27 protein-coding genes are annotated in these 26,184 nt (G+C 62.2%); 16 read left to right on the plus strand and 11 right to left on the minus strand.

The annotated features are described in order from the left end of the window. Nucleotides 1-57 precede the first annotated feature (57 nt). The 3 genes from LDZ28_RS26770 to LDZ28_RS26780 all read left to right on the plus strand — a co-directional run bounded on the left by LDZ28_RS26770 (nt 58) and on the right by LDZ28_RS26780 (nt 2,150). Nucleotides 58-444, plus strand: a complete 387-nt coding sequence (locus LDZ28_RS26770; protein ID WP_244831630.1) for a MerR family transcriptional regulator — start codon at nt 58-60, stop codon at nt 442-444. A gap of 65 nt (nt 445-509) precedes the next feature. After that, the gene (cynS, locus tag LDZ28_RS26775; protein ID WP_244831632.1) at nt 510-977 is read left to right on the plus strand and encodes a cyanase; all 468 of its coding nucleotides are present in this window, start codon (nt 510-512) and stop codon (nt 975-977) included. 237 nt (nt 978-1,214) lie between these two features. Then, a complete protein-coding gene (locus tag LDZ28_RS26780; protein ID WP_244831633.1) occupies nt 1,215-2,150 on the plus strand; it encodes a LysR family transcriptional regulator in 936 nt (311 codons plus the stop codon). 128 nt (nt 2,151-2,278) lie between these two features. On the opposite strand, the gene LDZ28_RS26785 is transcribed toward LDZ28_RS26780, so the two are convergent. The 7 genes from LDZ28_RS26785 to LDZ28_RS26815 form a co-directional block, all read right to left on the minus strand. Beyond that, nucleotides 2,279-3,469: an NAD(P)/FAD-dependent oxidoreductase gene (locus LDZ28_RS26785; protein WP_244831635.1), complete on the minus strand. Its 1,191-nt coding sequence runs from the start codon at nt 3,467-3,469 to the stop codon at nt 2,279-2,281. After that, nucleotides 3,466-3,636, minus strand: coding sequence for a rubredoxin (locus LDZ28_RS26790; RefSeq protein ID WP_244831637.1), 171 nt, complete (start codon nt 3,634-3,636; stop codon nt 3,466-3,468). Before LDZ28_RS26790 ends, LDZ28_RS26785 begins: the two co-directional genes overlap by 4 nt. Before the next feature lie 26 nt (nt 3,637-3,662). Then, a complete protein-coding gene (locus LDZ28_RS26795; protein WP_244831639.1) occupies nt 3,663-4,718 on the minus strand; it encodes an aromatic ring-hydroxylating dioxygenase subunit alpha in 1,056 nt (351 codons plus the stop codon). A 153-nt stretch (nt 4,719-4,871) separates the two neighbouring features. Then, a complete protein-coding gene (locus LDZ28_RS26800) occupies nt 4,872-5,891 on the minus strand; it encodes an alcohol dehydrogenase (protein WP_244831641.1) in 1,020 nt (339 codons plus the stop codon). A gap of 137 nt (nt 5,892-6,028) precedes the next feature. Then, a complete protein-coding gene (gene leuD / locus LDZ28_RS26805; protein ID WP_244831643.1) occupies nt 6,029-6,643 on the minus strand; it encodes a 3-isopropylmalate dehydratase small subunit in 615 nt (204 codons plus the stop codon). Next, entirely contained in the window at nt 6,640-8,058 is a 1,419-nt protein-coding gene (gene leuC, locus LDZ28_RS26810; protein WP_244831645.1) for a 3-isopropylmalate dehydratase large subunit, read from the minus strand. The genes leuD and leuC overlap by 4 nt, the downstream gene beginning before the upstream one ends. 4 nt (nt 8,059-8,062) lie before the next feature. Continuing rightward, nucleotides 8,063-8,941, minus strand: a complete 879-nt coding sequence (locus LDZ28_RS26815) for an alpha/beta fold hydrolase (RefSeq protein ID WP_244831647.1) — start codon at nt 8,939-8,941, stop codon at nt 8,063-8,065. A 117-nt stretch (nt 8,942-9,058) separates the two neighbouring features. On the opposite strand from LDZ28_RS26815, the gene LDZ28_RS26820 reads away from it, so the two are divergent. From LDZ28_RS26820 to LDZ28_RS26830, 3 genes are all read left to right on the plus strand, one after another. Next, entirely contained in the window at nt 9,059-9,949 is an 891-nt protein-coding gene (locus LDZ28_RS26820; RefSeq protein ID WP_244831649.1) for a LysR family transcriptional regulator, read from the plus strand. A gap of 262 nt (nt 9,950-10,211) precedes the next feature. Further along, a complete protein-coding gene (locus LDZ28_RS26825) occupies nt 10,212-10,583 on the plus strand; it encodes a YciI family protein (RefSeq protein WP_244831651.1) in 372 nt (123 codons plus the stop codon). A 315-nt stretch (nt 10,584-10,898) separates the two neighbouring features. Next, the gene (locus tag LDZ28_RS26830) at nt 10,899-12,380 is read left to right on the plus strand and encodes an FAD-dependent monooxygenase (protein ID WP_244831653.1); all 1,482 of its coding nucleotides are present in this window, start codon (nt 10,899-10,901) and stop codon (nt 12,378-12,380) included. Between the two features lie 225 nt (nt 12,381-12,605). On the opposite strand, the gene LDZ28_RS26835 is transcribed toward LDZ28_RS26830, so the two are convergent. The 3 genes from LDZ28_RS26835 to LDZ28_RS26845 all read right to left on the minus strand — a co-directional run bounded on the left by LDZ28_RS26835 (nt 12,606) and on the right by LDZ28_RS26845 (nt 14,931). Continuing rightward, the gene (locus LDZ28_RS26835; protein WP_244831655.1) at nt 12,606-12,935 is read right to left on the minus strand and encodes a YciI family protein; all 330 of its coding nucleotides are present in this window, start codon (nt 12,933-12,935) and stop codon (nt 12,606-12,608) included. A 261-nt stretch (nt 12,936-13,196) separates the two neighbouring features. Beyond that, entirely contained in the window at nt 13,197-14,102 is a 906-nt protein-coding gene (locus LDZ28_RS26840; protein ID WP_244831657.1) for a LysR family transcriptional regulator, read from the minus strand. A 79-nt stretch (nt 14,103-14,181) separates the two neighbouring features. Beyond that, nucleotides 14,182-14,931 (minus strand): SDR family NAD(P)-dependent oxidoreductase, encoded by a 750-nt coding sequence (locus LDZ28_RS26845; protein WP_244831659.1) that lies wholly within the window; start codon nt 14,929-14,931, stop codon nt 14,182-14,184. A gap of 303 nt (nt 14,932-15,234) precedes the next feature. On the opposite strand from LDZ28_RS26845, the gene LDZ28_RS26850 reads away from it, so the two are divergent. The 10 genes from LDZ28_RS26850 to LDZ28_RS26895 all read left to right on the plus strand — a co-directional run bounded on the left by LDZ28_RS26850 (nt 15,235) and on the right by LDZ28_RS26895 (nt 24,543). Continuing rightward, nucleotides 15,235-15,486, plus strand: coding sequence for an efflux RND transporter permease subunit (locus LDZ28_RS26850; protein ID WP_244831660.1), 252 nt, complete (start codon nt 15,235-15,237; stop codon nt 15,484-15,486). A 38-nt stretch (nt 15,487-15,524) separates the two neighbouring features. Beyond that, a complete protein-coding gene (locus LDZ28_RS26855) occupies nt 15,525-16,055 on the plus strand; it encodes a DUF1003 domain-containing protein (protein ID WP_244831662.1) in 531 nt (176 codons plus the stop codon). Between the two features lie 133 nt (nt 16,056-16,188). Continuing rightward, a complete protein-coding gene (locus LDZ28_RS26860; RefSeq protein ID WP_244831664.1) occupies nt 16,189-17,043 on the plus strand; it encodes an ABC transporter ATP-binding protein in 855 nt (284 codons plus the stop codon). Next, nucleotides 17,036-17,848 (plus strand): ABC transporter permease, encoded by an 813-nt coding sequence (locus LDZ28_RS26865; protein ID WP_244831665.1) that lies wholly within the window; start codon nt 17,036-17,038, stop codon nt 17,846-17,848. Before LDZ28_RS26860 ends, LDZ28_RS26865 begins: the two co-directional genes overlap by 8 nt. Further along, on the plus strand, nt 17,845-18,825 hold the full coding sequence (locus LDZ28_RS26870; protein WP_244831667.1) for an ABC transporter substrate-binding protein: 981 nt from the start codon (nt 17,845-17,847) through the stop codon (nt 18,823-18,825). The genes LDZ28_RS26865 and LDZ28_RS26870 overlap by 4 nt, the downstream gene beginning before the upstream one ends. A gap of 3 nt (nt 18,826-18,828) precedes the next feature. Then, complete coding sequence (locus tag LDZ28_RS26875; RefSeq protein ID WP_244831669.1) at nt 18,829-20,139, plus strand: amidase; 1,311 nt, start codon at nt 18,829-18,831, stop codon at nt 20,137-20,139. A gap of 23 nt (nt 20,140-20,162) precedes the next feature. After that, a complete protein-coding gene (locus LDZ28_RS26880) occupies nt 20,163-20,825 on the plus strand; it encodes a GntR family transcriptional regulator (RefSeq protein ID WP_244831671.1) in 663 nt (220 codons plus the stop codon). A 6-nt stretch (nt 20,826-20,831) separates the two neighbouring features. Further along, a complete protein-coding gene (locus LDZ28_RS26885) occupies nt 20,832-22,316 on the plus strand; it encodes an amidase (RefSeq protein WP_244831673.1) in 1,485 nt (494 codons plus the stop codon). A gap of 71 nt (nt 22,317-22,387) precedes the next feature. Beyond that, nucleotides 22,388-23,689 carry an aspartate aminotransferase family protein gene (locus tag LDZ28_RS26890; protein ID WP_244831675.1) on the plus strand — a complete coding sequence of 434 codons (1,302 nt, stop codon included), beginning with the start codon at nt 22,388-22,390 and terminating at the stop codon, nt 23,687-23,689. A gap of 29 nt (nt 23,690-23,718) precedes the next feature. Further along, nucleotides 23,719-24,543 (plus strand): amidohydrolase, encoded by an 825-nt coding sequence (locus LDZ28_RS26895; RefSeq protein WP_244831676.1) that lies wholly within the window; start codon nt 23,719-23,721, stop codon nt 24,541-24,543. 29 nt (nt 24,544-24,572) lie between these two features. Here the strand turns inward: LDZ28_RS26895 and LDZ28_RS26900 are convergent, their stop codons facing one another. Continuing rightward, complete coding sequence (locus LDZ28_RS26900; RefSeq protein WP_244831678.1) at nt 24,573-26,135, minus strand: FGGY-family carbohydrate kinase; 1,563 nt, start codon at nt 26,133-26,135, stop codon at nt 24,573-24,575. Between the last annotated feature and the right edge of the window lie 49 nt (nt 26,136-26,184).

Raw genomic sequence — 26,184 nt, forward strand, 5'->3', positions numbered from 1 at the left:
GAGTGTCGCGCCTCACACTAATGTCAGGGTCAAGCGAAAAAGTGCTAGTCTTTTTGCATGACACGATCCGCTGAACACACGCTACTGACTATAGGCGAGCTATCTCGCGAAACCGGCGCGAGCGTTCGTTCGATTCGCCACTACGACGAGCATGGGCTGCTTACTTCGGTTCGCGCAAGCAACGGCTATCGCGTGTTCCCGCACGCGGCCATCTCTCAGGTGAAGCAGATACAGCGCATGATCGCGACCGGCTTCAGCCTCGCCGATATCCTCGCGTTTCCCGACTGCATGCGCCTAATCGAAGGCGCGGTGACGTGTCCGGAAACCACCGCATTGCAACGCGAACGCCTGGTGTCGATAGAGCGTCAGATCGCCGATCTGGAACGGCGCCGCGCGCGTCTGCTCAAAACCTTGAACGAAGGCGTCGTGCCGCCGCTGGATTGAGCTTTTTTGCCGTGGTCAACTGTCGGCTTGTTCAACCGACCGGCCATCCGGGCAAAGGAGTCGTCATGCAATCGCAGATTTCGCAGTTGTCGCGTTCCACGCTGACCGAACATATCGTCGATGCCAAGGCGCGCAAGGGACTCACGTACGCCGAACTCGCGGAAGGAACGAGCCTCAGCGTGCCCTACGTGACAGCCGCGCTTCTCGGCCAGCACCCGTTGCCGGAGCAAGCCGCAAAGAGCGTCGCGGACAAACTCGAACTCGGCGACGATGCCGCCGCGCTGCTTCAGACCATTCCCCTGCGCGGCAGCATTCCGGGCAACGTGCCGACGGACCCGACCATCTACCGCTTTTATGAAATGGTGCAGGTGTATGGCACGACGTTGAAGGCGCTCGTGCATGAGCAATTCGGCGACGGAATTATCAGTGCGATCAACTTTCGTATCGACATCAAGAAGGTGGAAGATTCCGAAGGCGGATCACGCGCCGTGATCACGCTCGACGGCAAGTTCCTGCCGTACAAGCCGTTCTGATCCTTCACGTCATGGCGCTGGCGCGTTGTGCACACAGCGGCGCGCCTTGCATAACCCTGCGACCATTCTCACCATAAACGCGGTGCCATGAGTCAGACGGCACAAGGCTTTCGCGGCGACATACGCGTTTGCCCCAGCGTTGACCTGCGCTATATCCGTCCGTATATTTTGCGCAGCCGGGCGCCATAACGAATCACAAGATCGCCCGCGCATCCCCCATGTCAAAGGTGACGCCGCATGATGTCCAGGGAAAGCATCGACTCCCATATGATCCGCGTTCTGCATACGCTCCTCACGGAGTCGAGCGTCTCGGGCGCCGCCAAGCTGCTCGGGCAATCGCAGCCGACTGTGAGCATTGCGCTGCGCAGGCTGCGTGAAATGACGGGTGATCCGCTTCTAGTGCGCAGCGGCAGCCGCATGGTGCCGACGAGTCATGCGCTCACGCTGATCGAGCCTGCCGCGCAGGCGCTCAGTCATATCGACGCGATCCTTCATCCCAACACCGAATTCGATCCGGCGTCGAGCAACTGCACGTTTCGAATCGGCTCGCCGGATTATCTCGATGTGTTCTTCGTGCCCGCCGTGATCGACGCGTTCCATCAAGCCGCGCCATCCGCGAAGCTCGAATTCAAACATCTCATGATGGTCGATGGCGGCTACGAAAACGGCCTCGAAACAGGCTTGCTCGATCTCGTGATCGGCAACTGGCGCACGCCGCCCGCGCATCTGCATCTGCAACCGCTGTGTCAGGACGAACTGGTTTGCCTGATGCGCGCGGATCATCCGGTCAAGCCGGGCGAACTCACGAAGGACGCCTTCGAGAAAGCCGAGCATCTCGCTGTCACGACCTACAACACGACCGCGTGGGGCACCATCGATACGGAACTCGCGCGCAACGGTCTTACGCGCACGGTCACGACCACGCTGCCTTACTTCGGCATGGCGCCCTATGTGCTCGTGCGCTCGGACCTTATCTTCACGACGACGCGCGCGCTCGCTTCCCACTACGCGCGCCTCTTGCCTTTGAAGATGGAGCCGATTCCCGGCGCAACGCCCGCACTCACGTATTACCAGTTATGGCATGAGAGAACGCATCGCAGCGCGGCCACGCGATGGCTTCGCCGCCTCGTCACGAACGTTGCGCGCAAGCTCGCGGTCACGCCCGATGCATAGCACCATGAAAAACGACGCCGCAAGCTTTTGGCTGCGGCGTCGAAACGTCTACCGTGCGGCATCGAAGTGACAGGTTCTTCAAGCCACCGGCAAGCGCGACGCTGGTCGGTCAGAGGCAAGCTGCGTCGTTATCGTTGTAGAGCGGACTCGAAACTGCCCGATGTCATCGCCTTGAGAAGCGCGGCCTTGGCTTGCGTGGCCGAACCCAGCAAGGCGAATCCGAGTGGCCGGCCATCGGCGGCATGTTCGCAAAGCGCGTGCAGACCGTCGAGCGATTCGTCGGATACGTTGCTTGCATAGCGCCATGTTCCGGTTTCGTCGGGCAGCACGACTACCGTTGGAGATGCGGGCGCTTTAACCGTCACCGGCATGATCGGAAACGCGACGCGCGTTGCCTCGCCCGCGAGCGTGCGGGCAAGCGCGCGTGCTGCGTGCATGATCGGCAACACATACGGCTGCACTTTTCCTTCGATAGCCGCGCAATCGCCGAGTGCGTAAATATCGGCCGCACTCGTGCGGCAATAGGCGTCCGTACGTATGCCGCCTTCTATCGCGATGCCCGCTTGTTCCGCGAGCTGCGTGCGCGGCGCGAGACCTATCGCCGATAACACGACGTCGGCATCGATTGCCTCGCCATCGGAAAGCGTGAGCGCGTAGCCGCGTTCCGCGCGATTCACCGTTGCCACCGAACGCCCGAGACGCAGCCGCACGCCATGTCGTTCGAGAGCTTGTGCAAACGCATGACCCGCGCGTTCGGGCAGCAGCCGTGACAGCGGCGTGGCCGCGGGATCGATCAGCGTGACCTTGTAATTCGCGAGCGCGAGATCGTTGGCGAACTCGCAGCCGATCAGGCCCGCGCCGAGCAGCGCGACCGACTGCGCGCCTTCGAGCCGCTTTCTGAAGCGCACGTAGTCGTCGAGCGAGTTCACCGACAGCACGTCGCCTGCGCTATCGCCCGCGAGCGGAATGCGCCGCGCATCCGCGCCCAATGCGAGCACGAGCTTGCCGTAACGAAAAGATTGTCCATCGACGATGAGTTCGTGCGTATCCGCGAGAACGCGCTCCACCTTGCTGTGCGACAAAATGCTCGCGTTCAGCTGCGTGCCCATGGCGCGCGCATCGAAAGTGACGAGCGCGTGCGGCGCCTTGTTCATGGCAAGCGCGTTGGAAAGCGTCGGCTTCGAATAGAAGCTGCCGTCGTCCTCGCTGATGAGCGTGATGGGCACTTGCGCGTCGAGCTTGCGCAACTCCCGCGCCACCGTATAACCGGCGAGCCCCGTTCCCACGATAACGACCGGTAGACCCATATCGTGACTCATGCCGACACCTCCTGCATCTCGAAGTCCTGCTTGCCCGTGCCGCAATCGGGACAGAGCCAGTCGTCCGGCACGTCTTCCCAGCGCGTGCCCGCGGCAAGACCCGCTTCCGGCAAGCCCAGCGTTTCGTCATAGCGAAAGCCGCAGATAACGCATTCCCAGATTCTCATGATGCTCTCCGTTTCCGCCATGGCGATCAGCGGACGTAAGCCTGACCGAGACCGATCTCGGCTAGCGCGCGGCGATATGCCCCCGAGGAACGATCCGCGAGAATCGGCGCTTCGGCGGCGCGGTCTATCGGCAGATCTTCGGGACATTGCAATTCGACGATCGCGCGATCTTCCTCGAACACCTGGCGATTGAACTCGTAGACGTCATCGAGCGGCAGATCCTTGTCGAAGTTGCGCGCAATCGGCACGAACAGACGCGTCAGACGCGCGGATACCGGGCTCGCGGCGTTGAGAATCGAGAGCCGGCCGCCTTCGGGAAAGAGCACAGTGAGACGTGCAAAGAACGGCACATCCACTTCGAAGATACGGCGCCACAAGAAGCCTTCGGGCGCGCGATGCTGCATCGACTTCGGAAAGTTGCTGACGGTGCTGACATACTCCGCGCGCATGCCGTTGCCGCGCCGCTCGACCGTGTAGCTCGGCACCACGGGATTGCGCCGGTCCGCGAAGCTGCGGTGATGAATCCACGCGAAATGCGCGACATCGATGAAGCCTTCCGTCTGACGTCCCGCGGATGCCTTGATGTCGATCGAAGGTGGCAAGATCTGCTGGAATCCTTCGCTGTTCCATGCGGGGAAATCGGGCAGCGCTTGCTCTCCACCGCCGAGCGACACCCAGATCAGGCCATAGGCTTCCTGCACCGCGTAAGTGGTCAGGCGCAGACGGTCGGGAATGGTGCCGCCTTCCTGCGACGGAATATGCTTGCACTTGCCGTCCGCACCGTATTCGAGGCCGTGATAAGGACACACGAGATGGCCGTTCTCGACCCAGCCTTGACTCAGCGGCGCGCCGCGATGCGGACACACATCGCGCGCGGCGACGAGTGTATCGTTCGCACGAAACACGACGAGCGGCTCATCGAGCAGCGTGACGCTCAACGGTTTGTCCGCGACCTGCGAAGCAAACGCGACCGGATGCCAGTACTGGCTGAGGATTTGCCAGTCGTGCGGATCGAAAGTGCAATTGCGTGGAAGATTGGGCGCGCGCTGAAACGTCAGCGGCGCGACGGTGGGGGTCGCCATTTTCGTGTCTCCAAGGAACTGGATCGTGTTGAAGCGGCCGGGATGGATTCGACCGCATGAACACTACGATAGCGACGCGCTACATGTCGCCCAATGGTTCGGGCGACATTGACTCTATGTTCGTTGGTCAATGAAACGATGCTTCGGCGGAGGTCACTTGCCAGGAATGAGCACTACTCGGAAACGCGCCTTGCCGCTCATCATGCGGTCGTAGGCTTCGGCCGCGCGCGAGAGCGGGTACTCTTCGGTCATCGGCTTCACGCCCGACAAAGCGCTGAACGCGAGCGTTTCCTGCGAGTCCGCCGCCGTGCCGGACGGCCAGCCTTGCACCGAGTTGCGACCCATGATGAACTGCGCGACGGGCACTTCCACGGGCTCTTGCGAGATGCCGACCATGATCAGCTTGCCGTTGATGCCGAGCCCGCCGATAGCCGCGCTCATCGCCTTGCCGCTCGTGGCGGTGGCGAGAATCACGCGTGCGCCGCCGAGTGCTTGCAGCGCTTCGCCGACGTTTTGCGATTCGCTGTCGATATAGTGATGCGCGCCGAGTTGCTTCGCGAGCGGTTCCTTGTCCTTGCCGCGCGCGATGGCGACCGTGACGAAGCCCATCTTGCGCGCGAACTGCACGCCGAGATGCCCGAGCCCGCCGATGCCGAGGATCGCCGCGACATCGCCCGCGCGGGTGCCGCTATTGCGCAGCGCGTTGAACGTCGTGATGCCGGCGCAGAGAAGCGGCGCGGCGTCGATATCGGAGAGATCGTCGGGCATGCGCGCGAGTGCTTCCTGCGGCGCCACCATGTATTCCGCGTAACCGCCGTCGTAGCTGATACCGGGAACGAGCGCGTTCTTGCAAAGCACGAAGTCGCCGTGACGGCAATTTTCGCAATGCCCGCAATGCCCGCCATGCCAACCGACGCCGACCCGCTGCCCGGCCTGCCATCCCTCGACGTTCGCACCGAGTTTCTCGATGACGCCTGCAATTTCGTGACCGGGTACGCGCGGAAACTCGAGACCCGGCCATTGGCCTTCTTTCGTGAGGGAATCGCTGTGGCAGATGCCACAGGCTTGCACTTTGATGAGCACGTGTCCTTCGGGCGGATCGGGTATTTCGCGCTCCACGAGTTCGAGCGGACCGCCGGCTTTTGCTACTTGCACTGCGTGCATCGTTGGCATCGTTTGCTCCTTGGTGTGGGAGGAACTTCGCGGCGTTGGGCGAGCCGCGCGCTTGCTGTTCGGCACTGCAATGGGGATGCTATACGTAGTTGGGGGAAAGTTCAGGAAAGAGTGTTGCTAAAGCGCGCTTCATGAATTCACATCACCCGCGCCCATCCCCGTCGTTCAAAGTGCGCCGTCTCGAACGCTTCGATCTGCGCCAGCGACTGAAGCGTCAAATCGACCGTATCCATTCCCTCCATCACCATGCGTTTATGACGCGCGCCGATGGAATACGCATATCGCTTACCCGATGCCGACACCACCGTCTGCCCTTCCAGATCGATGGAAATAACAGCACCCGGCGTCTCGGTCACTTCACGCGCAAGCATATCGACGACATCGCGTTCCAGTTGCACGAGCAGCAAGCGGTTATTCATCGCGTTCGAATAGAAAATCTCCGCGAAACTCGGCGCAATCACCGCAGCAAAACCATATTGCTGCAAACCCCACACCGCATGCTCCCGGCTGGAACCACATCCGAAATTCGCGCCGCCAATCAGAATGCGCGCCTTTGCAAACTCCGCCCGATTGAGCACGCAATCCCCACGCGGCGCGCCGTTTTCATCGAAACGCAAGTCGTACAGCAAACCATCCGCTAGACCCGCCTTGTCGATAATGCGCAGAAACTGCTTCGGCATGATCTGGTCGGTATCCAGGTTGTCGATGGACAACGGCGCCGCGCTGCCTGCAATCTTCGTCAGTCGCGTCATGATGCCTCTCCCATGAGCGTTCGAACGTCGGTGATACAGCCGGTCATCGCGGCCGCGGCCGCCATTGCCGGGCTCATCAGATGCGTGCGGCCGCCACGTCCCTGTCGACCTTCGAAGTTGCGGTTGGTGGTCGATGCGCAACGCTCGCCCGCGTCCAGCACATCGTCGTTCATGGCAAGGCACATCGAGCAGCCAGGCTCGCGCCATTCGAAACCCGCATCGATCAGCGTCTTCGCCAGACCTTCACGCTCCGCCGCGCGTCGCACGCTGCCCGAACCCGGCACGATCATCGCGCGCACGCCGGGCGCCACGCGCTTGCCGCGCACGATGTTCGCCACCACGCGCAGGTCTTCGATACGCCCATTCGTGCACGAGCCGATAAACACACGGTCGATCCGCGTTCCCGCCAACGAACGGCTCGCCGTGAGCCCCATGTAATCGAGCGCACGTCGCAACGATGCCGCCGCTTCGGGGGTGGCCTGCGCGGCTTCGTCGGGAATGGGCTCGTCTATCGCGACGGCCTGATCCGGACTCGTGCCCCATGTGACAAAAGGTGCGATGGCATGCGCGTCGAAGCGATATTCGGCATCGAAGGTCGCATCTGCGTCGGAGTAGAGTTCGCGCCAGTCCGCGAGTGCGGCTTGCCAGGCGGCCTCATCGAGTGATTTTGCATGGGCGCGCACATAGTCGAACGTGGTCCGATCCGGCGCGATGAGCGCGGCGCGCGCGCCCGCCTCGACGGTCATGTTGCACAAGGTCATGCGCGCCTCGGCCGACAGCGACGCAATGGTCGATCCACCGAACTCGACAGCATAGCCACGCGCGCCTTGTGCGCCGATCTGGCTGATGATCCAGATCACCACGTCCTTGGACGACGTGCCGTAAGGCAGCGCGCCATCGATATCGATGCGCATGGTTTTCGCCAGCCGATAGACGAGCGTCTGCGTGGCGAGCACATGCTCCACTTCCGATGTGCCAATTCCAAAGCCCAACGCGCCAAGCGCGCCGTATGTCGTGGTGTGACTGTCACCGCACAATACGACCATGCCCGGACGAATGAGCCCGAGTTCCGGCGCCACGATGTGTTCGATACCCTGCAAGGGATCATTGGCCGCGAGAAGCCGGATGCCCGCGCGCTCGCAATTGCGCGCGAGATTTTGCGCCTGCAAATACGACGCTTCATCGCGAATCACGCGCGGCGACTCGGCGTGCGTCGGAATGATGTGGCTCACGACCGCAAGCTGCTGATGCGGGCGTCGCACCGCGCGGCCACGCGCATCGAGCGCGCTGAACGCTTGCGGACTGGTGTACTCGTTCATCAGATGCAGATCGACATAGAGCAGCACGTTCTGTTCGTCGATACGCGAGACGAGGTGAGAATCGACGAGCTTCTGGTACAGGGTTCGGTTCGACATGGCGTTAGTTGGTCAGAAAGGGCAGGACGTGCTCGAGCAAGATCGCCGGCGCTTCCTCGGGAATGTAGTGGCCGCAAGACAGCGCCTCGCCCTCGACTTCCGGCGCGTAAGCACGCCATTCGCGCAGCGGATCGAAGCATTGTTCGATGACACCCTCCTCACCCCACAGCGCCATGAATGGGCATTCAATTCGCTCGTTCGAAGCCAGCGTCGCGCGATCATGTTCGAGGTCGATGCTCACGCTCGCGCGATAGTCCTCGCAAATGCCATGCGCCGTGGCGGGATCGGACAAGCAGCGCAGATACTCGGCGTAAGCCTCTGCCGTGAACGGCGCGAGACCCGCGCTGCGCGCGCCGATGGTCTGCCTGAGATACAGGTCCGGGTCCGCGCGAATGAGCGTTTCCGGAAATGGCGCGGGCCGCACGAGCATGAACCAGTGCCAGTAGGCACGCGCGAAATCGAACGAGGTCTGCTCGTACATGGCGAGCGTCGGCGCCACGTCGAGCGTGACCAGACGCGTCACGACAGCCGGATGATCCAGCGCCATGCGAGCCGCGACACGCCCGCCACGGTCATGTCCGATGACCGCGAACGACGCATGGCCCAATGCGCGCATCAGCCCGACCTGATCGAGCGCCATGCGGCGCTTCGAATAATTCGAGTGATCGGGCGCGCCTGCGGGTTTGTCGCTGTCGCCATAGCCGCGCAAGTCGGCGGCGATAACCGTGAAATGCTCGGCGAGTGCCGGCGCCACTTCGTGCCAAATCGCGTGCGTCTGCGGATGCCCGTGCAGTAGCAGCAACGCGGGGCCTTGGCCGCCCTTGATCGCGTGAATCCTGATGCCATCGACGGAAATCGATAGCTCATCGAAGCCTTCGAACATGGTTGTCTCCCAACGTTGATTCGAGTCTAATTGATGCCTTAAGAGATTGGGTTTCCGCGAAAGCATTTCGGTCGTAACCGGCAGGAACGAATCAGGCAGATTTTGGAGCGATGCGAGATGGATGGCTTTTCTGACCTCAACCTGTTTGCGCTTGTGGCGCGGCATCGCAATCTGGCTGCGGCGGCGCGCGAGTTGGGTGTGACGCCGCCAGCCGTGAGCAAGCGGCTCGCGCAACTGGAGCGGCGTCTGGGCGTGCGCCTGATGAATCGCACGACGCGGCGTCTGAGCCTCACGCCCGAGGGCGAGTTGTACCTGTCGAACGGCTCGCGCATTCTCGATGAGCTCTCGGAACTCGAACAGCTCGTCACGCAAAGTCGCGGCGAACCGACTGGTCTCCTGCGTGTGAACGCGTCGTTCGGATTCGGGCGGGCGCGCATAGCGCCTGCGGTGTCGGAGTTCATTGCGCGCTATCCGGCGATGAAGATCGTCCTGCATCTGACGGACCGTCCGGTGAGTCTTCAGGAAGAAGGTTTCGATGTCGGCATCCGCTTCGGCGAAGTGCCGGACGCGCGCATCAACGCGCGTCTGCTGCTGGCGAATCGGCGCATCTTGTGTGCATCGCCGGCTTACGTCGCGCGCCATGGCCGACCATCGGCGCCGCATGATCTCGCGCGTCACGCGTGCATCGTGTTGCGCGAAAACGAGTCGGCTTACGGCACGTGGCATTTCTCGCGCGGCAAGCGCACGGAGACGGTCAAGGTCGATGGCTCGTTATCGAGCAACGACGGCAGCGCGGTGTTGCAGTGGGCGCTGGACGGTCGCGGCATCGCGACGCGCTCGCAATGGGAGATAGACGAACATCTCGCGCGCGGTGAGCTCGTTTCCTTGCTCGATGAATGGGCTTTGCCGGACGCGAACATTCACGCCATTTATCTCGAACGCAATCAGCTTTCGGTCAAGCTCAGGACGTTCGTGGAATTTTTGGGGGAGTATTTGCGCGGGGCGTGATAGTCGTTTGAGCTTACCGTAGCGGCACATCTTCCGGCCAAATGATTTAGAGCGGCTTGGAATTTGGGTCCCGAATTCGTATCGGCCCGCTGGCCAGGGCCGGTTGCCCCGTCATTCGATCGATGCGAACCTTGGCTTTGTTGACCGCATCTGAACTTGCTCATCGGTGAAGCGGGTTTGATTGAGCGCAATTGGCACACCGCCGTTGTCGATTTCCGCTCCACTAATTCGTCGTCAGTGAACCTCATCAAAAGGATTTGCCATGAAATACCTCGGCCTCGCCTACTTCACCCCCGAAAAGTTCGCCGCAATGACACCAGACGAAATCAAGGCGCTAGTGAGTCAATGCCCGGCATTGGACGAGAAGATGCGTGCCACCGGCAAGGTCGTGGTTTCCGCCTCGCTCGGCGATCTGGAAAACTGGAAGACGCTTCGCCCACTTGGTGGCACGACACGCGTTACCGACGGGCCTTACACCGAAGCGAAGGAAGTGGTGGGCGGCATGTTCATCATCGAGGCAGATAGCCCTGACGAGGCGGTGCGCATCGCGTCCATGCATCCGGCCGCGACATTGGGCGAAGAAGGCGGATGGGCCGTGGAGCTTATTCCCCTGGATTTTTATCTGGCGCCATGAGTTGAACTGCTGCGCGGCGCTATTGCTCCGCAATGCCGTGACCCTTACCGCAGACAAAGACCGGAAAAAACGTTTTCCATATAAGTCGAAGTTTCGTTCATCTTCAGGTTTTCTCGAGGCTGCCGTAAGCGTTGCAATGACTGCTCTTTCGTCACCGCACTCTTGGTCTAAGCGCGCGGAGCCTGCCGTGCTCCCCGACCGATAGCGGACGATCGAGAAGGCGCGGACATGGACATCATGCTCGTACTCGCGCCACGGCGCCTATCCTGAAGACTCCGACTGAATCGCTCAATTCTTTGCTTTGAGAGGACGTATATGACTGCTTCCGTTCTGATCGTTGGCGCCGGTCCAGTCGGCATGACGCTCGCCTCCGAACTCGCCCGCTACGGTGTCCACGCGCGCATCGTAGACAAGGCGCCGCACCGTACCGATAAATCCAAAGCCATGGTGCTTTGGAGCAGAACGCTCGAATTGCTCGACCGGGGCGACGGCGGCGCCGCGCCATTCGTGAACGCTGGCTTCAAGATCGACGGCGTCGTCTTCATGGCGCAGGACGAGGTGGTTGGCCGGGTTGCAATGGACATGATCCCCAGCACGCACAACTACGCGCTGGCACTGCCGCAATCCGAGACCGAGCGATTGCTGGAGGAGCGTCTGGCGAGCCAAGGCGTATCTATCGAGCGCGGTGTCGAAGTAACGATGATCACGCCCGATGCCTCTGGCGCGGATGCGGTGTTGCGCCATCCGGACGGCCGCGAAGAGGCCGTGCGTGTCGACTGGCTGCTTGGTTGCGATGGCGCGCACAGCATCGTAAGACACGCCTTGAACGTGCCTTTCGAGGGCGAAACGCTGCTGAGCGATTGGTTCCTTGCTGACGTTCACATGACGGGGTATCCGCGCCCTGACACGGACGCTTCTGTCCACTGGCATAAGGATGGCGTCTTGCTGATTTTTCCCATCCAGGCTGGCCGTTACCGCGTCATCGGCGACTTGCCGGCGACGGCGGATAAGGTTTCACCGACGCCAACGCTCGCACAGGTGCAGCAGCTCGTAGACCGGCGCGGCCCGGCCGGTACCAAACTCCACGATCCCGTATGGTTGTCCGGCTTTCGCATCAACGGTCGCAAGGTGACGGGCTATCGACACGGCCACACGTTCCTTGCGGGGGACGCAGCGCATATTCACAGTCCCGCTGGCGGTCAAGGCATGAACACCGGCATGCAGGATGCGATCAACCTTGCCTGGAAACTTGCACTCGTGCTGCGCAACGAAGCGGATGAGTCGCTCCTCGACACCTACAGCCCGGAGCGCAGCGCGGTTGGCGACGAGGTACTGAAAGCCGCGGAACGACTGACATCGGTCGCCACGCTTCGCAACCCGATTGCACAGCGTTTGCGTAACCTTGCCGGGCACTTTGCCTTGGGCTTCTCGCATTTCACCCGTGGCGTTGCTCAAACCATGTCGGAAGTGACGGTCCACTATCCGCATAGCCCGCTCAACGGCCCATCCGTGCATGGGATGAAGCCTGGCGAACGCGTTGCGCCGACGTCCGACCACGCACCAGCAGGATCAGGCGTGCGGCCGGTGTTCGCGCTGTTCGCGGCGCCGACTGCGGCAGTGAAGCAGTTGATCAACGCCTATCCGGGCCTGCTCGACGACAACGTCCGACCACCATTGCAAGCCGACACGATCTCGCTCGTGCGGCCCGATGGATATCTCGCCTGCTCGGCTAGTGAAGCAGATACGATTGCCACGTATCTCGATCGTTTGACGGCACGGCATGGCGTTCCTGCCTGATCCATTCGTCGCTTGATCGGGGAGAAGCAGTCTCCAGCATTAACCGGCTTGCCGCGAGTGGTGGCGGCAAGCTGGCTGCATGTTGCTTGACGGCCGTTCGCTGCACGAAAATGCCGGCTTCTCGCAAAGGCTGCGAATCAGTCATTCACAGCCTCATACCGTGTTACTGCTCACCAAGCGCACGCGAATTCAACGCTCGCCCGGCAGCATCGCTAAATGCGTTGGCTAATCGTGGAACGGAACCCAGAGCATTTTTACATCGACGTTAAGCATGCCCGACTGTACTGTCGGATCATCGGTTGCTATTTTTCGGGCATCCGCAAGATCAGCAGCCTTGAAAATCGTCATGCCGCCGTCCGCCAGAACACCGGAGAGACCGCCGGCTTTCTCCATGAACGGACCGCTCATCACGGTCAGCCCTTTGTCCTGCATCTCGGCCATATAAGCCACGTGTTTCATGAAGTCCGGTTGCTCGTTGTACTTCACGCTTTGAATCCACTTCGGACCCGGCGTTTGAAACGCCACGAAATAATGAGGACCATTTTCATCGACCATTTTCTACTCCTGGGAAGGCTATTCGAAAGAGCACTTATCACTAAGACATGATGCGTTGCCGGAGCAAGTCATCGAAAAGTGCCTGAAGGGGAGGAGTTCGGCGAATGACGCCTCGACTCCGACTTCTGCCTGTCGCCGTATATTCTTTGCCGGCGGCTTGAAATCAAAGATAGTCTCGCGCGGACGCTTTCGGTAGAGGGCGTGTTGGCATAGAACGTATTCAGTCTCCGAATAGCGTCGCTTGCGCTATCCACACGAGAGTTATCGAACCTTCAACCGGGGATCGGCGGCGAACAGGTCCGCTAAAAATTCGATGAAAACGCGGGTCCTGCCAGGCAACTGCCTGCTTCCGGGCCACACTGCGTTGATCGGAAAAGGCGCGGGCCGAAATGCCTTGAGAAGCGGTACGAGCCTGCCCTCCTCGACGTCCCGCGAATAAAGCCAGCCCGCGTTATGCCCAATGCCCAAGCCCGCAATTACCGCCGCTCGAACATATTCGGCGTCGTTGCTTCTTACTGGACCTTGCGGCACGTGTTCCATCGCGCCGTCGGGGCCGGCAAACGGCCAGACTCGCGGAGAGTCGCGAGACATCAGAGCAATGCATTCGTGGTTGACGAGATCATCTACCGTCTTTGGCACGCCCATGCGTTCGGTATAAGCCGGCGAAGCGACAGTAAGGTACTCGGTGCTGCCAATTCGACGCGCAATTTGAGTCGAGTCGCTCAGCGGACCAATTCGTATGGCGACGTCGATGCCTTCTTCAATCAGATTGATGTAGCGCTGCGCAACCGTGAACTCGACGCGGACGTCCGGGAACTGAGCGCAAAAGCGCGGCAGGTGCGGAACAATGCACATACGCCCAAAGGCTGGAGACAGGGCAACCCGCACCATGCCGGACGGCGACGCTTCGCCACTGCCGACGCGAGCCTCGACATCGTCCACGCTCTCGACGATCGCAACCGCACCTTCGTAGAAGCTTTGGCCCGCCTCTGTCAGGCCCAGGCCTCGCGAGCTTCGGCGCAACAGTTGCGCGCCGAGCCGTGCTTCGAGACCCGCAATCGTCTTGCTTGCCGTTGGCTGACTGATCCCGGCCGCACGCGCCGCCTTCGAGAAGTTGCCGGTGTCGGCAACACGGATGAAGAGCCGCATGACATCGATTCGATCCACTGGAACTTTCCTCCTACGATATAAACGCGGCGGGACGAACGAGAAACGCAAGGCATCAGCACGGCTTATGGCATGCAGTTTATAGCTGGGTGATTCCTCCGTCCGCGATCAGATCGATGCCTGTGCTGTAGCTGCTTTCGTCCGAGGCGAGGAACAGCGCCGCCGCGGCGATCTCGTCAGCGCGGCCGATTCGGCCCAGTGGCGTGATCTGCTTGAACATTGCTCGTGCGCCGTCCGCCTCTTCCTTCGAACTGAACAGGCCGTCTACGATCGGCGTTTCGATCATTCCCGGACTCAGCGTGTTGACGCGAATGCCGCGGCCTTTGAATTCCGATGCCCAAGTCCGCGTGAACGAGCGGATCGCCGCCTTCGTTGCGGCATATACGCCGAAGTCCGGGAATCCCTTGATGTGCATCCCGGAAGAAACGATGACGATGGAGCCGTTATCGCGCAGCAGCGGCAGCGCCTTTTGCACCGTGAAGAACGTGCCCCGTGCGTTGATGCCGAAGGTCTTGTCGAAGTGTTCGGGTGTCACGGACTCTGTTGGCAACACCTCGACAAACCCCGCACTCGCGACGACGATGTCCAGGCCGCCTTTCGCGCGTCGCACCGTCTCGTAGAGGCGGTCGAGATCTTCAAGACTCGAGATGTCGCCCTGAACAGCCGTTACGTTCGAGCCGATGACAGTCTTCGCCTTGTCGAGTTCAGTTTGACGACGCCCCGTAATGAAGACATACGCGCCTTCCGCGACGAACCGCTTTGCGGTTGCGAGTCCAATCCCGCTACTTCCGCCCGTGATGACCGCAATCTTGCCTTGAAGCTTACCCATGATGATTCTCCGAATGACGTGGATGGTGCTCGACGCGAAGCTAGCTTCGCGACAAGCCGAGGCGAGAGAATGGAGTTGGCGGGCATGGATGAACAGAGGGCGCGGCGGCATAGCATGTATGCCGCGCATGCATGAGGTTCAGGAAGACTCGAAGGACGGCAAGGGCCTATGTTTTGAGTTGGACGAATCTCGACGGTTTCCCCCGCGCATCGGGGCCGATTAAACACGAGCGCGTAGAAAGCAGCCGACCGCCGCTCATAAAGAACCTCCAACGCGCGCCCACCGTGCGAATCGGCAACGACCGTGCGCCTTACGGAAATTGCCGCCTTCAAAAGCCCTAAGCTTCGTTCAACCCAACCGCACGCCGGCGCGCCAGTGCGTCACTCGAAACCATTGGAAACCGTCATGCGGATCGTCCGACTCGCCTTGAAAAGACCGCACACTTACATCGTGCTCGCCGTGCTGCTTATCATTCTCGGCTCGGTCGCGATCGTCCGTACGCCGACGGATATTTTCCCCATCGTCAGCATCGGCTGGTCGGATAACGGCAGTTGATACGGCAAACGCCTGCACCAACCCATCGGCAAGGAAACATGGCTCACGCAACCGAACCCGCGCCCGAGGAAGCAAGGCATCCTCTGCGCTTTCACGCACCCCACGCGCATCTGTCGAGCGTGTTCGGCAACGACTGGTTCGCATTGAAGGCCGAAGCCTTCGCGCGCTTCTTCGGCACGCCCACGTTTCTCATCGCGCAGACGCTGATCGTGGGCGGCTGGATCGTGGCGAACATGCTCGGCATATCGCGCTTCGATCCGTATCCGTTCATTCTCCTGAACCTCGCGTTCAGCTTGCAGGCCGCTTATGCCGCGCCGCTCATCTTGCTTGCGCAAACGCGTCAGGCCGATCGCGACAAGGCGCTCGCTGAAGCCGACGCGCATCATCGCGAAGATATCGCGCTCGCGTGCCAGCAACGTGAAACCGAGCTTGCGCGCGAGACGTCGCAGATGGCCGAACTCCTTCGACGCAACACCGAACTCACCGAGCTTACGCGCCAGTTGGCCGAGCGCATCGAAACCTTGACGCGCGAGCTTCACGAGCATCTGACACCAACCCGACACTTCTGAAGCAATCCGATTCCCGCGCGTTCGTCTGCCTGCTTTTCACACGCTCGTCAATTTTGACAAACCCCTACCGTCATTTTTGATTGTGCATTATGTGTTGTGCATCGCAATAACCGACGACTCGCGAGGATTGAAGATGAACCCCACCGAAGCACCCGCGCGTGCGGCGTCGCCCGACGCGAACCGGCTGCACGTGCGCCAGTTGAGTCACGCATTCCAGACCGCCGACGGCGTGAGCACCACCATCTTCGACCGCCTGGACTTCGCCGTGCGCGAAGGCGAGATCGTGTCCATCGTCGGGCGCAGCGGCGCGGGCAAGAGCACGCTCTTCAACCTGGTTTCGGGCCTGCTGACGCCGCAATCCGGCCACATAGCGATAGGCACGCGCGCCGACGGCTCGCCCGGACGCATCGCTTATATGCTGCAAAAAGACCTGATGATGCCGTGGCGCACCGTGCTGCAAAACGCGCTGCTCGGCGTCGAACTGTATCGCAAGGTGCGGCCCGACGACGTGACTCGCGCTCGCGACATGCTCGCGCGCTACGGTCTTGCAAGCGTCGCCGACGCATATCCGCATTCGCTGTCGGGCGGCATGCGTCAACGCGTGGCGCTCACTCGCACGCTGCTCGTCGAGCCGACGCTCGTATTGCTCGACGAGCCCTTCTCCGCGCTCGACTACGAGACGCGCCTCGCGCTCGAAGACGACATCATCGCGCTGCGCGAGCAAACCGGCACGAGCGTGGTGCTCGTCACGCACGACATCGAGGAAGCCATTGCCATGAGCGACCGCGTGATCCTGCTCGGCGGGCGCCCCGCACGCGTGCAGGACGAAATCGACATCACGCTGAGCACGCACGGCCCGCGCACCGCCGTCTCCGCGCGCGAAGCCCCCGAGTTCCGCGCCTATCACGCGCGCGTCTGGAACGGCTTGCGCAGCGGCGCCATCGTGCAATCCGACTCACGTACACCACAAGGAGCCGCACATGAGTGAAGCCGTGCTGTCCACCACCGTCACGCCCGGAAAGACCACGCGCCGCGCGCCGCGCAAGCTCGGCACGACTGGCGCCGTGATCGGCATCGTCGTGTTGCTGGTGGCGTTGTGGCAATTCGCCGTCGCCTCGGGCTGGATCAACGGCAAGCTGCTCGGCTCACCCGCCGGCATCTACGACGCCGCCGTGTTCGGGCTGTCGCAAGGCACGCTCGCATCCGATACCTGGGTCACGCTCTACGAGACGCTCGCGGGTCTTGCCATAGGCAGTGCGCTTGGGATCGGGCTCGGTTTGCTGCTGTGGTTCCTGCCCGCGATCTCCGGCGTCGCCGAAGGCCTCTCGGTCATCCTCAACAGCATTCCGAAGATCGCGCTCGGGCCGCTCATCGTCATCTGGTTCGGCTCGGACGCGTCGTCGAAAATCTGGCTCGCGGCGATCTCCACTTTCGCCGTCGCGATGATCTCTTCATGCGCCGCCGCGCGCGAAGTCGATCGCGATTTGCTCAACCTCTTCCGCTCGTTCAAGGCGCGGCGCTCGATGATCTTCATGAAGCTCATCGTGCCGAGCGCGTTGCCGTGGATCTTCTCGACACTGCGCGTGAACATCGGCTTCGCGCTGATCGGCGCCGTGGTCGGCGAGTACATCGCGTCGCAGGCGGGGCTCGGGCACGCCGTGTTCGTCGCGGGCTCGCTCTTCGATCTGAACACCGTCTGGCTCGGCATCATCGTGCTGACCTTGATGGCATCGGTTCTTAGCTGGATCGTTCAATTTGCCGAAGCAAAGATCATTTCATGGAAGAGAAAATGAAGAAAAACGTTCTGCTCACGGGTGTCGCGGCTGCCTGCATGGCCGTCTTTGGATTGCAAGGCGCGCAGGCGCAATCGTCCGAACCGGTCGTCGTCTATCAGGCGTTCCAGTCGATTCAATACTTGCCGCTCTATGTCGCCATCGACAAGGGCATCTTCACGAAGAACGGCCTCACCGTGCAGAAAATCACGGCGGGTAGCGGTGCAGCGGGCGTGGCGGCGGTGATCGGCGGTCACGCGGACTTCTCGTTGCAAGACCCGATGACCGCGATGCTCGCGAACCTCAAGGGCGCGTCGCTCATCAACGTGGCCAACGTCGTGGCCGGCGTGCCGGTGTGGGTGATCGCGCCGCAGGATTCGCCGGTCAGGAACCTGAAGGACTTGAACGGCAAGAGCGTCGCCACGGCCTTGCCGCCTTCTACGAGCACGTACCTGCTGCAACGGCTCATCAACGACGAAAAGCTTGCCGACGTGAAGATGAATACCGTGCAGATCGGCACCGAACTCGCGCCTGTCACGGCGGGACGTTCGGAAGCGGCCGCGCTGTACATGCCGCAAGCGGAAACCGGCATCTCGCAAGGCTATCGCATCGTGTATGCGTTTCCGAAGGCTTATCCGGGCGGCTATGCGTTCTCGACCATCGACACGCTTACGTCCACGATCAAGAACAAGCCGAAGATGGTGGAGGCCTTCGTGAAGTCGATAGGCGAAGCCGAAGCGCTGATTCAGCAATCGCACGATACGGCCAAGGCCGTGGCGCGCACGGAGTTCCCGTCGCTCGACCCGAAGATCGTGGATTCGGCGGTACAGCGTCTGATCGATCAGAACATCTACGCACCCACGCCTGAAATATCGGAACAGGCGTTCAAGAACGCGCTTGCGTTGCAGGAATCCATCGGCAACATCAAGCCCGGCGCGATTACCTATGCGAGCGGCGTCGACAACTCGTTCGCGGCTGCTTCGGTGAAGGCCAAGTAAGCGATGACCGATCAGCCTCGCTCATTGCTCGCGACTCTCTTCGCGAATCGCCACGACGAAGCGGCGGTGCGCGCCACCTTGCAAGAGGCGCAGACGCGCGCCGACTTGCTCGATCCGTGGCTGCGCGCCTTCGTGCATCGTCCGGATGTCTACAGCGTGCGCGATGCCGTAACGGCCCCGCTTGCGGGCGTGCCAATCGGCGTGAAGGATCTCGCCGATACGCACGACATGCCCACGTCCTATGGTTCGGCGATTTACAGCGGCCATCGGCCGGTTCATGACGCGCGCATCGTCGCTTCCATTCGCGCGCTCGGCGGCATCGTCTTCGGCAAGACCGCGACGACGGAGTTCGCCTGGCGCGGTCCGGCCGCGACGGTCAATCCGTGGAACCGCGCGCATACGCCGGGCGGTTCGTCGAGCGGCTCGGCGGCGGCGGTGGCAGCGGGCATCGTGCCGCTTGCCATCGGCACGCAGACGGTCGGCTCGGTCATTCGTCCGGCTGCTTATTGCGGCGTGGTCGGCTACAAGCCCACGTATCGCAAGATCGCGACCGAAGGCGTGCATCCGCTTGCGGCTTCGCTCGATCACATCGGCTTCTTCGCGCGCTCGGCGGAAGATGTCGCGGTAGCCCATGCCCTTTTCGTCGATGCCGCGCCCGAGACCATCGCCGATAAAGCCTCCTGGCGCGCCTATTTCGATGGCGGCAACGGAGCGCCCCGGCTTGGCGTCGTACGCACGCCATTCTGGGACCAACTGATCGCGCCGCATCAACGCGCGAGCTTCGAGGCATCGCTGCAACGTCTGCGCGAAGGCGGCGCGCGTATCGTCGAACTGGACTACGGCGCGGACCTGCAACAGATGCGCGAAGCCACGCTGACGATACTCGCGATCGAAGCGTATCGCGCTATTGGCGACGCGGCCGCGCGCAAGCCCGAACTGATCAGCGAGCACATGCGCGCATTGCTTGCCGAGGGTGCCGCCATGTCGCTCACACGCTATCAGGACGCGTTGCTGTTGCAAGCCGGACTGCGCGTGCGTTCGCAGCAATTGCTCGAAGGTTGCGACGCGCTCGTGACCTTGCCATCGAGCGGCGCGGCGCCCGAAGGTCTGGGCGATACGGGCGACGCACGCTTCTGCGCGCCGTGGAGTTTGATGGGTGCGCCCGCCGTCACGGTGCCGTCCGGTTGGACCGACGCTGGCTTGCCGCTCGGCTTGCAACTCGTCGGCGGATATGGCGACGATCTGAAGCTGCTCCGCATCGCTGCATGGGTCGAAGGCATGCTCGGGTTCGAGCGACGCGCGCTGCCCGACTGAACACACAAATCAAGGAGACGACGTTGAGCCAGCCATTTCGCACCATCGCGCAATATGTTCTCGGCACGCTGCGCGCGGAAATCTTGCAGGGTATTTATCCGCCGAACACGCGGCTTCGCCAGGAAGAAGTGGCCAAGCGGCTCAACGTCAGCACGACGCCTGTGCGCGAGGCGTTTCGCGACTTGCGCGCCGAAGGGCTCGTCGCTATCGATCCGAACAAGGGTGTCGTCACGCGTGAACTCACTGCCGCCGATGTCACCGAGATCTACGAACTGCGCATGGTGCTCGAACCGATGCTCGCCGAACGTGCCTGCGCCAACGCAAGCGAAACGAGTCTTACCGCCGCCGAAGCCGTGCATCAGACGATGTGCGCGACGACCTCTTCCGAGACCTGGGCCATTCTCAACGAAGAGTTCCATCAGCATCTGATGGCGAGCGAAACAGGCACGCGCCTCTTCGATCTGGTCGAAGGGTTGTCGCTCGTCGCACGGCCCTATGTGTCGCTGTCGATGTACGTCAAGGGCGATATCATGGACAGCAACAATCACGAGCACGCGGGCTTGCTGCATGCCTACCGCGCGCGCGATGGCCGCGCCGTGCACGAGCAGACACGCGCGCACCTCGAAAACACGCGCAATGCCATAGCCGCGTGCGTCGAACAATCTTTTGCCCAAGCGGCGGCCTGATCGATCATGGATGACACGCTCGCTTCTCTTTCCGCTGTCGATGCACGCAGGCTCATCGCCACTCGCGAAATCTCGCCGGTGGAATTGCTCGATGCGAGCATCGCGCGTATCGAGGCCCTCAACCCTTCGGTCAATGCGATGGCCGCGACATGCTTCGAGCGCGCACGCATCGAGGCACGGCACGCGGAACACGCGCTCATGCGCGGCGAAGCGCCGGGCTTGCTGCATGGTCTGCCCATCGGCGTGAAAGACCTCGAAGAGACTGCGGGCGTGCTCACGACATATGGCTCGGCGATGTATCGCGACCACGTGCCCGAGGCCGACAACGCCATGGTCGCGCGCATTCGCGCGGCAGGCGCCATCGTCACGGCCAAGACCAATACGCCGGAAATGGGCGCGGGCGCGAACACGCGCAACGTCGTGTGGGGCGCAACCGGCAACCCCTTCGCGCCGTTGCTCAACGCGGGAGGATCGTCGGGCGGGTCGGCAGTTGCGCTTGCCACCGGCATGTTGCCGCTGTGCACGGGCTCGGACACCGGCGGCTCGTTGCGCATTCCGGCTGCGTATTGCGGCGTCGTGGGCTTTCGGCCATCGCCGGGACTCGTGCCTGGCGATCGCAAGGACCTGGGCTGGGCGCCCATCACCGTCAGTGGACCAATGGCGCGTACCGTCGCCGACACGCGTCTGTTGCTCGCCGCGCAAGCGGGCTTCGATGCGCGCGATCCGCTTTCCCACGAAGTCGATGCCGATACCTTCACGAAGCATCGTCCAATCGATGCCGCTACGTTGCGCATCGGCTTCACGGAGGACTTCGGCACCTGCGCGCTCGACGACGCCACGCGCGCCACCTTTCGCAAGAAAATGGCAGCCGTCGCGCGGCATGTCGCGGTGTGCGAGCCGGTCGATATCGACATGCGTGACAGCGACCGCTGCTTCGACGTGATCCGCGCGCAGAACTTCGTCGCGCAGTTTCGCGAAGCCTATGAGCGCGATCGGTCGCTGCTCGGCCCGAACACGCGCGCGAACTACGAAATGGGCGTGAAGATGACGCTCGCCGATGTCGTGGGCGCGCACGTCACGCAGACCCGTTTGTACCGGCGCTTTCAGGAACATGTGCAACGGTATGACGTGATCGTGTCGCCGACCACTTCCATTACGCCATTTCCATGGTCGCAATGGCATCTGGAAGCGATCAACGGCCGGCCGCTCGACACGTACTATCGCTGGCTCGGACTCACATACGTCATCTCGATGATGACCAATCCCGCGCTCTCGTTGCCTTGCGGAATGGATCACGCGGGCATGCCCTTCGGTCTGCAACTGGTCGGCGCGCTGCGTGGCGACGCGCGCGTGCTCGATATCGCCGAAGCACTCGAAAGCGCGTTCGCCGGAGACGAATCGCTCGAGCGCCCGACGCCCGACTTGAGCGCCTTGCGCGCGCCGGTGCCGCAAATGAAGTCGATCGTGACGCATCCGCCTGTCATCGTCTGAAGGGAAGGTGTGGGCGATTCGCGAAGCGTCGTCTAGACTGCAGGTTCTTCCCATTCGCGAGGAGATGCACGGTGTCCCGGAATAACGACGCAACGTTTTGGCGCAACGCGAAGCAGCATCTGATCCGCTACGGCGGCACGTTCGAACCCATGATCATCGAACGTGCGAAGGGCAGCTTCGTCTACGACGCGGATGATCGTCCCATTCTCGACTTCACCTCGGGACAGATGAGCGCGGTGCTCGGCCACAGCCATCCCGAGATCGTCGCGGTCATCAGCGAATACGCCGGCAAGCTCGACCATCTCTTCAGCGGGATGCTTTCGCGGCCTGTCGTCGATCTGGCGATGCGCCTCGCCGACATCACGCCCGAAGGCCTCGACCGCGCGCTGTTGCTCAGCACGGGCGCCGAGTCGAACGAAGCAGCCATCCGCATGGCGAAGCTCGTCACCGGCGGTTATGAGGTCGTCGGCTTCGCGCAGTCGTGGCACGGCATGACCGGGCACGCGGCCGCCGCGACCTACAGCGCGGGCCGCAAGGGCGTGGGCCCGGCTGCGGTCGGCTCGTTCGCGATTCCGGCTCCGTTCACTTACCGGCCGCAGTTCGAGCGCAACGGCGCCTACGATTACCTCGCGGAACTGGACTACGCGTTCGCGCTCATCGACCGCCAGTCGAGCGGCAATCTCGCCGCGTTCATCGCGGAGCCGATCCTGAGTTCGGGCGGCATCATCGAATTGCCCGAAGGTTACATGGCAGCGCTCAAGCGCAAGTGCGAGGAGCGCGGCATGCTGCTGATTCTCGACGAAGCGCAAACGGGCATCGGCCGCACGGGCAACATGTTCGCGTGCCAGCGCGACGGCGTCACGCCCGACATTCTCACCTTGTCGAAGACACTCGGCGCGGGGCTGCCGCTCGCGGCCATCGTCACGTCGGCGGCCATCGAGGAGCGCGCGCACGAACTCGGCTATCTCTTCTATACGACGCACGTGTCCGACCCGCTCCCCGCCGCCGTCGGTCTGCGCGTGCTGGACGTCGTCGAGCGCGAAGGACTCGTCGCGCGTGCGAACATCATGGGCGAAAGACTCAGGCGCGGCTTGCAAAATCTGATGGAGCGCTTCGACTGTATCGGCGATGTTCGCGGACGCGGTCTTCTGCTCGGCGTGGAGATTGTCAAGGATCGCCGCACCAAGCAGCCCGATGACGGCCTCGGCGCGAAGATCACGCGCGAGTGCATGAATCTCGGCCTCAGCATGAATATCGTGCAGTTGCCGGGCATGGGCGGCGTGTTCCGCATTGCGCCGCCGCTGACCGTGCGCGAGGAAGAGATCGACCTCGGTCTCGATTTGCTCGGACAAGCCATTCAGCGCTCGCTCTGAGCGGGTCAATCTTCCAACCGGATCAACCCATGAGCCTTTTCGATGAAGACAGGATCGACTGTCATTGCCATATCTTCGATCCTGCGCGCTTTCCGTATCGCGACGACACGCCGTATCGCCCTGAAGGTCAGGAACTCGGCACCGCCGCGCAACTGATTCGCGTAATGGATGCCTACGGCGTGCGTCATGCGCTGCTGGTTGGCCCGACGAGCGGCTACCGGACCGACAACCGTTGTCTCGTCGACGCGTTGCAGACTTACCCGGCGCGGTTTCGCGGCATTGCGGTGGTGGATAACGACATCGGCCGAAGCGAACTGACTGCGCTGCGCAATGCGGGTGTGGTCGGCGTCGCGTTCAACCCGGCGATGGAAGGTGTCGAACTCGTGCTGAATGCAGGCGAGCTTTTCGCGTCGCTCGCGGACCTCGAGATGTTCGCGCAGGTTCAGGTGGTTGGCGATCAGATGGCGACGCTCGAGCCCTGGCTCGCGCGGCAACCGGTGAATGTCTTGATCGATCATGCCGGCCGGCCCGATAGCGCGGATGGCATCGATCAGAAAGGCTTTCAGGCGGTGCTTCGGCTCGCAGAGACCGGGCGCGCGACGGTCAAATTGTCGGGCTGGCAAAAGTATGCGCACGAAGCCTATCCGTATGAGGACGTGTGGCCCTACGCTCACGCGTTGTTGCGCGCATTCGGACCGGAGCATTGCATTTGGGGCTCCGATTGGCCGTTCTTGCGCGCGCCAGAGCGGATGGATTATGGGCCGCTGCTTGCGCTTTTCGAGAAGATCGTCCCGGACGCGCAGGTCCGGCGGCAGATTCAGTGGGAGTCGCCGCGTCGGCTATTTGGCTTTTGAAAGCGTGCGCCCGAACGCATTGAATCGAATCACCGAGGTAACGCAAGCCGCGAAACCACGTGCATGGCCTCCCGCAATTCCGCACGCGAGGCAAGCATCCGATACTGCTCGAACAACGCTTCATAAACATCCGCCGACGCGGCGTCCGGTTCGAAATGCTGGAACGCCCGCGCGCCGAAGCGAGCCGCACCGTCCGTGAAATCCCGCACCACGCCCGCCGCGACGGCGCCATGAATCGCGGCGCCGACCGCCGTTGCGTTGTGCATGTCGGGCACCGAGACCGGCTTGCCGAGCACGTCCGCCATCAACTGAAGCAGGAAGCGATTGTTCTCGCTCAAGCCGCTCGCGAGGATGGTCCGCGTGACCGGCGCGCCCTCGCTCTGCATCAGCTCGATGATCGTGCGTGCGCCGAAGCACAGCGATTCCATCATCGCCCGATAAATCTCCGCGCGTGTCGTGGTCGTGCGCAAGCCAAGCAGCATGCCGCTCACCTGCGGGTCGGAAAGCGGCACGCGGCAGCCGTTCCACCAGTCGAGCGCGAGCAGTCCCGACTCACCCGGCCGCAAACGCGCCGCGCTCGCGTTGTACGCCGAGAAGTTCGCCGGCAAGTCCTCCGCCAGCGGCGCGGTTTTGACGAACCACGCGAGCGCATCGCCGAAACCGGCCTGCCCTGCTTCGTAGCACCATAGACCGGGAAGCGCCGCATCCTTCGCCACGCCTTCGATACCGTCGGGCAAGGGACGCTCGGTGTCATCGAGCAACATGTACACCGCCGATGTCCCCAGCGCGCCGACGAGCGTGCCCGCTTGCGTCGCGCCGATCGCGGGAAGAATCACGTGCGAATCGATAGCCGCGACCGCCACGGCCGGTTCGCCGAGCATGCCTGTGCGCTCGATCCACTCGCGCCGCACCGTTCCCGCCGACGATCCAATACGCTTCGGCGCGCTCGATCGCGTGGCGAGTCCATCGACGCCAAGGGGTGGGTAACCCGCATCCGAATAGTGGGCCTTGTAGCGCGCCATATCGGAGCTTCGCGCCTCCGTTCCGGTGAGCTGCCACACGAGCCAGTCGCCCGCCTCGATGAATCGCTCCGTCTGCGCCCAAAGTGTGGGCGCTTCCGCGGCAAGCTGCGCCGCCTTCGCGGGCAACCATTCGCCGGAAGTCTTGCCTCCCGACTTAGTCAGATGCACGCCGCGTTCACGGCTGATCTCGTCGGCCCAGGGCTGCGCCGATTGATGCTTCCAGAGCTTGACGTAAGCGTGCGGATCGTCGGGGAATCGCGTGGAAAGCGGCGTGCCGTCCGCCGACGCGGGCAATGGCGAACTCGCCGTGAACCCGATGCCGATAGCCTCGATACGCTTCCCACGCCCGAGCGCCGCGAGAATGACCTCGGCGCATTCGAGATAATCCGGCGCGTTTTGCAAAGCCCAGCCCGCCTTCAGCGGCAACCCGCCCGGAAGCGCGTCTATGAGCGTGCCATGCCGATACCGATGCGCATGCGTCGCGCACACCTCGCCGCTTTCGATATCCACCAGCACGCCTCTTGCCGAATCCGTTCCGTAGTCCAGGCCGATCAGGTAGCCACCGCTCATCGTCGCGATCCATGAGTTGAAGAAATTGAAATATAGTGCAGCGAGGGTT

This window comes from Caballeronia sp. TF1N1, assembly GCF_022878925.1.
In the GTDB taxonomy this organism is placed as follows: domain Bacteria; phylum Pseudomonadota; class Gammaproteobacteria; order Burkholderiales; family Burkholderiaceae; genus Caballeronia.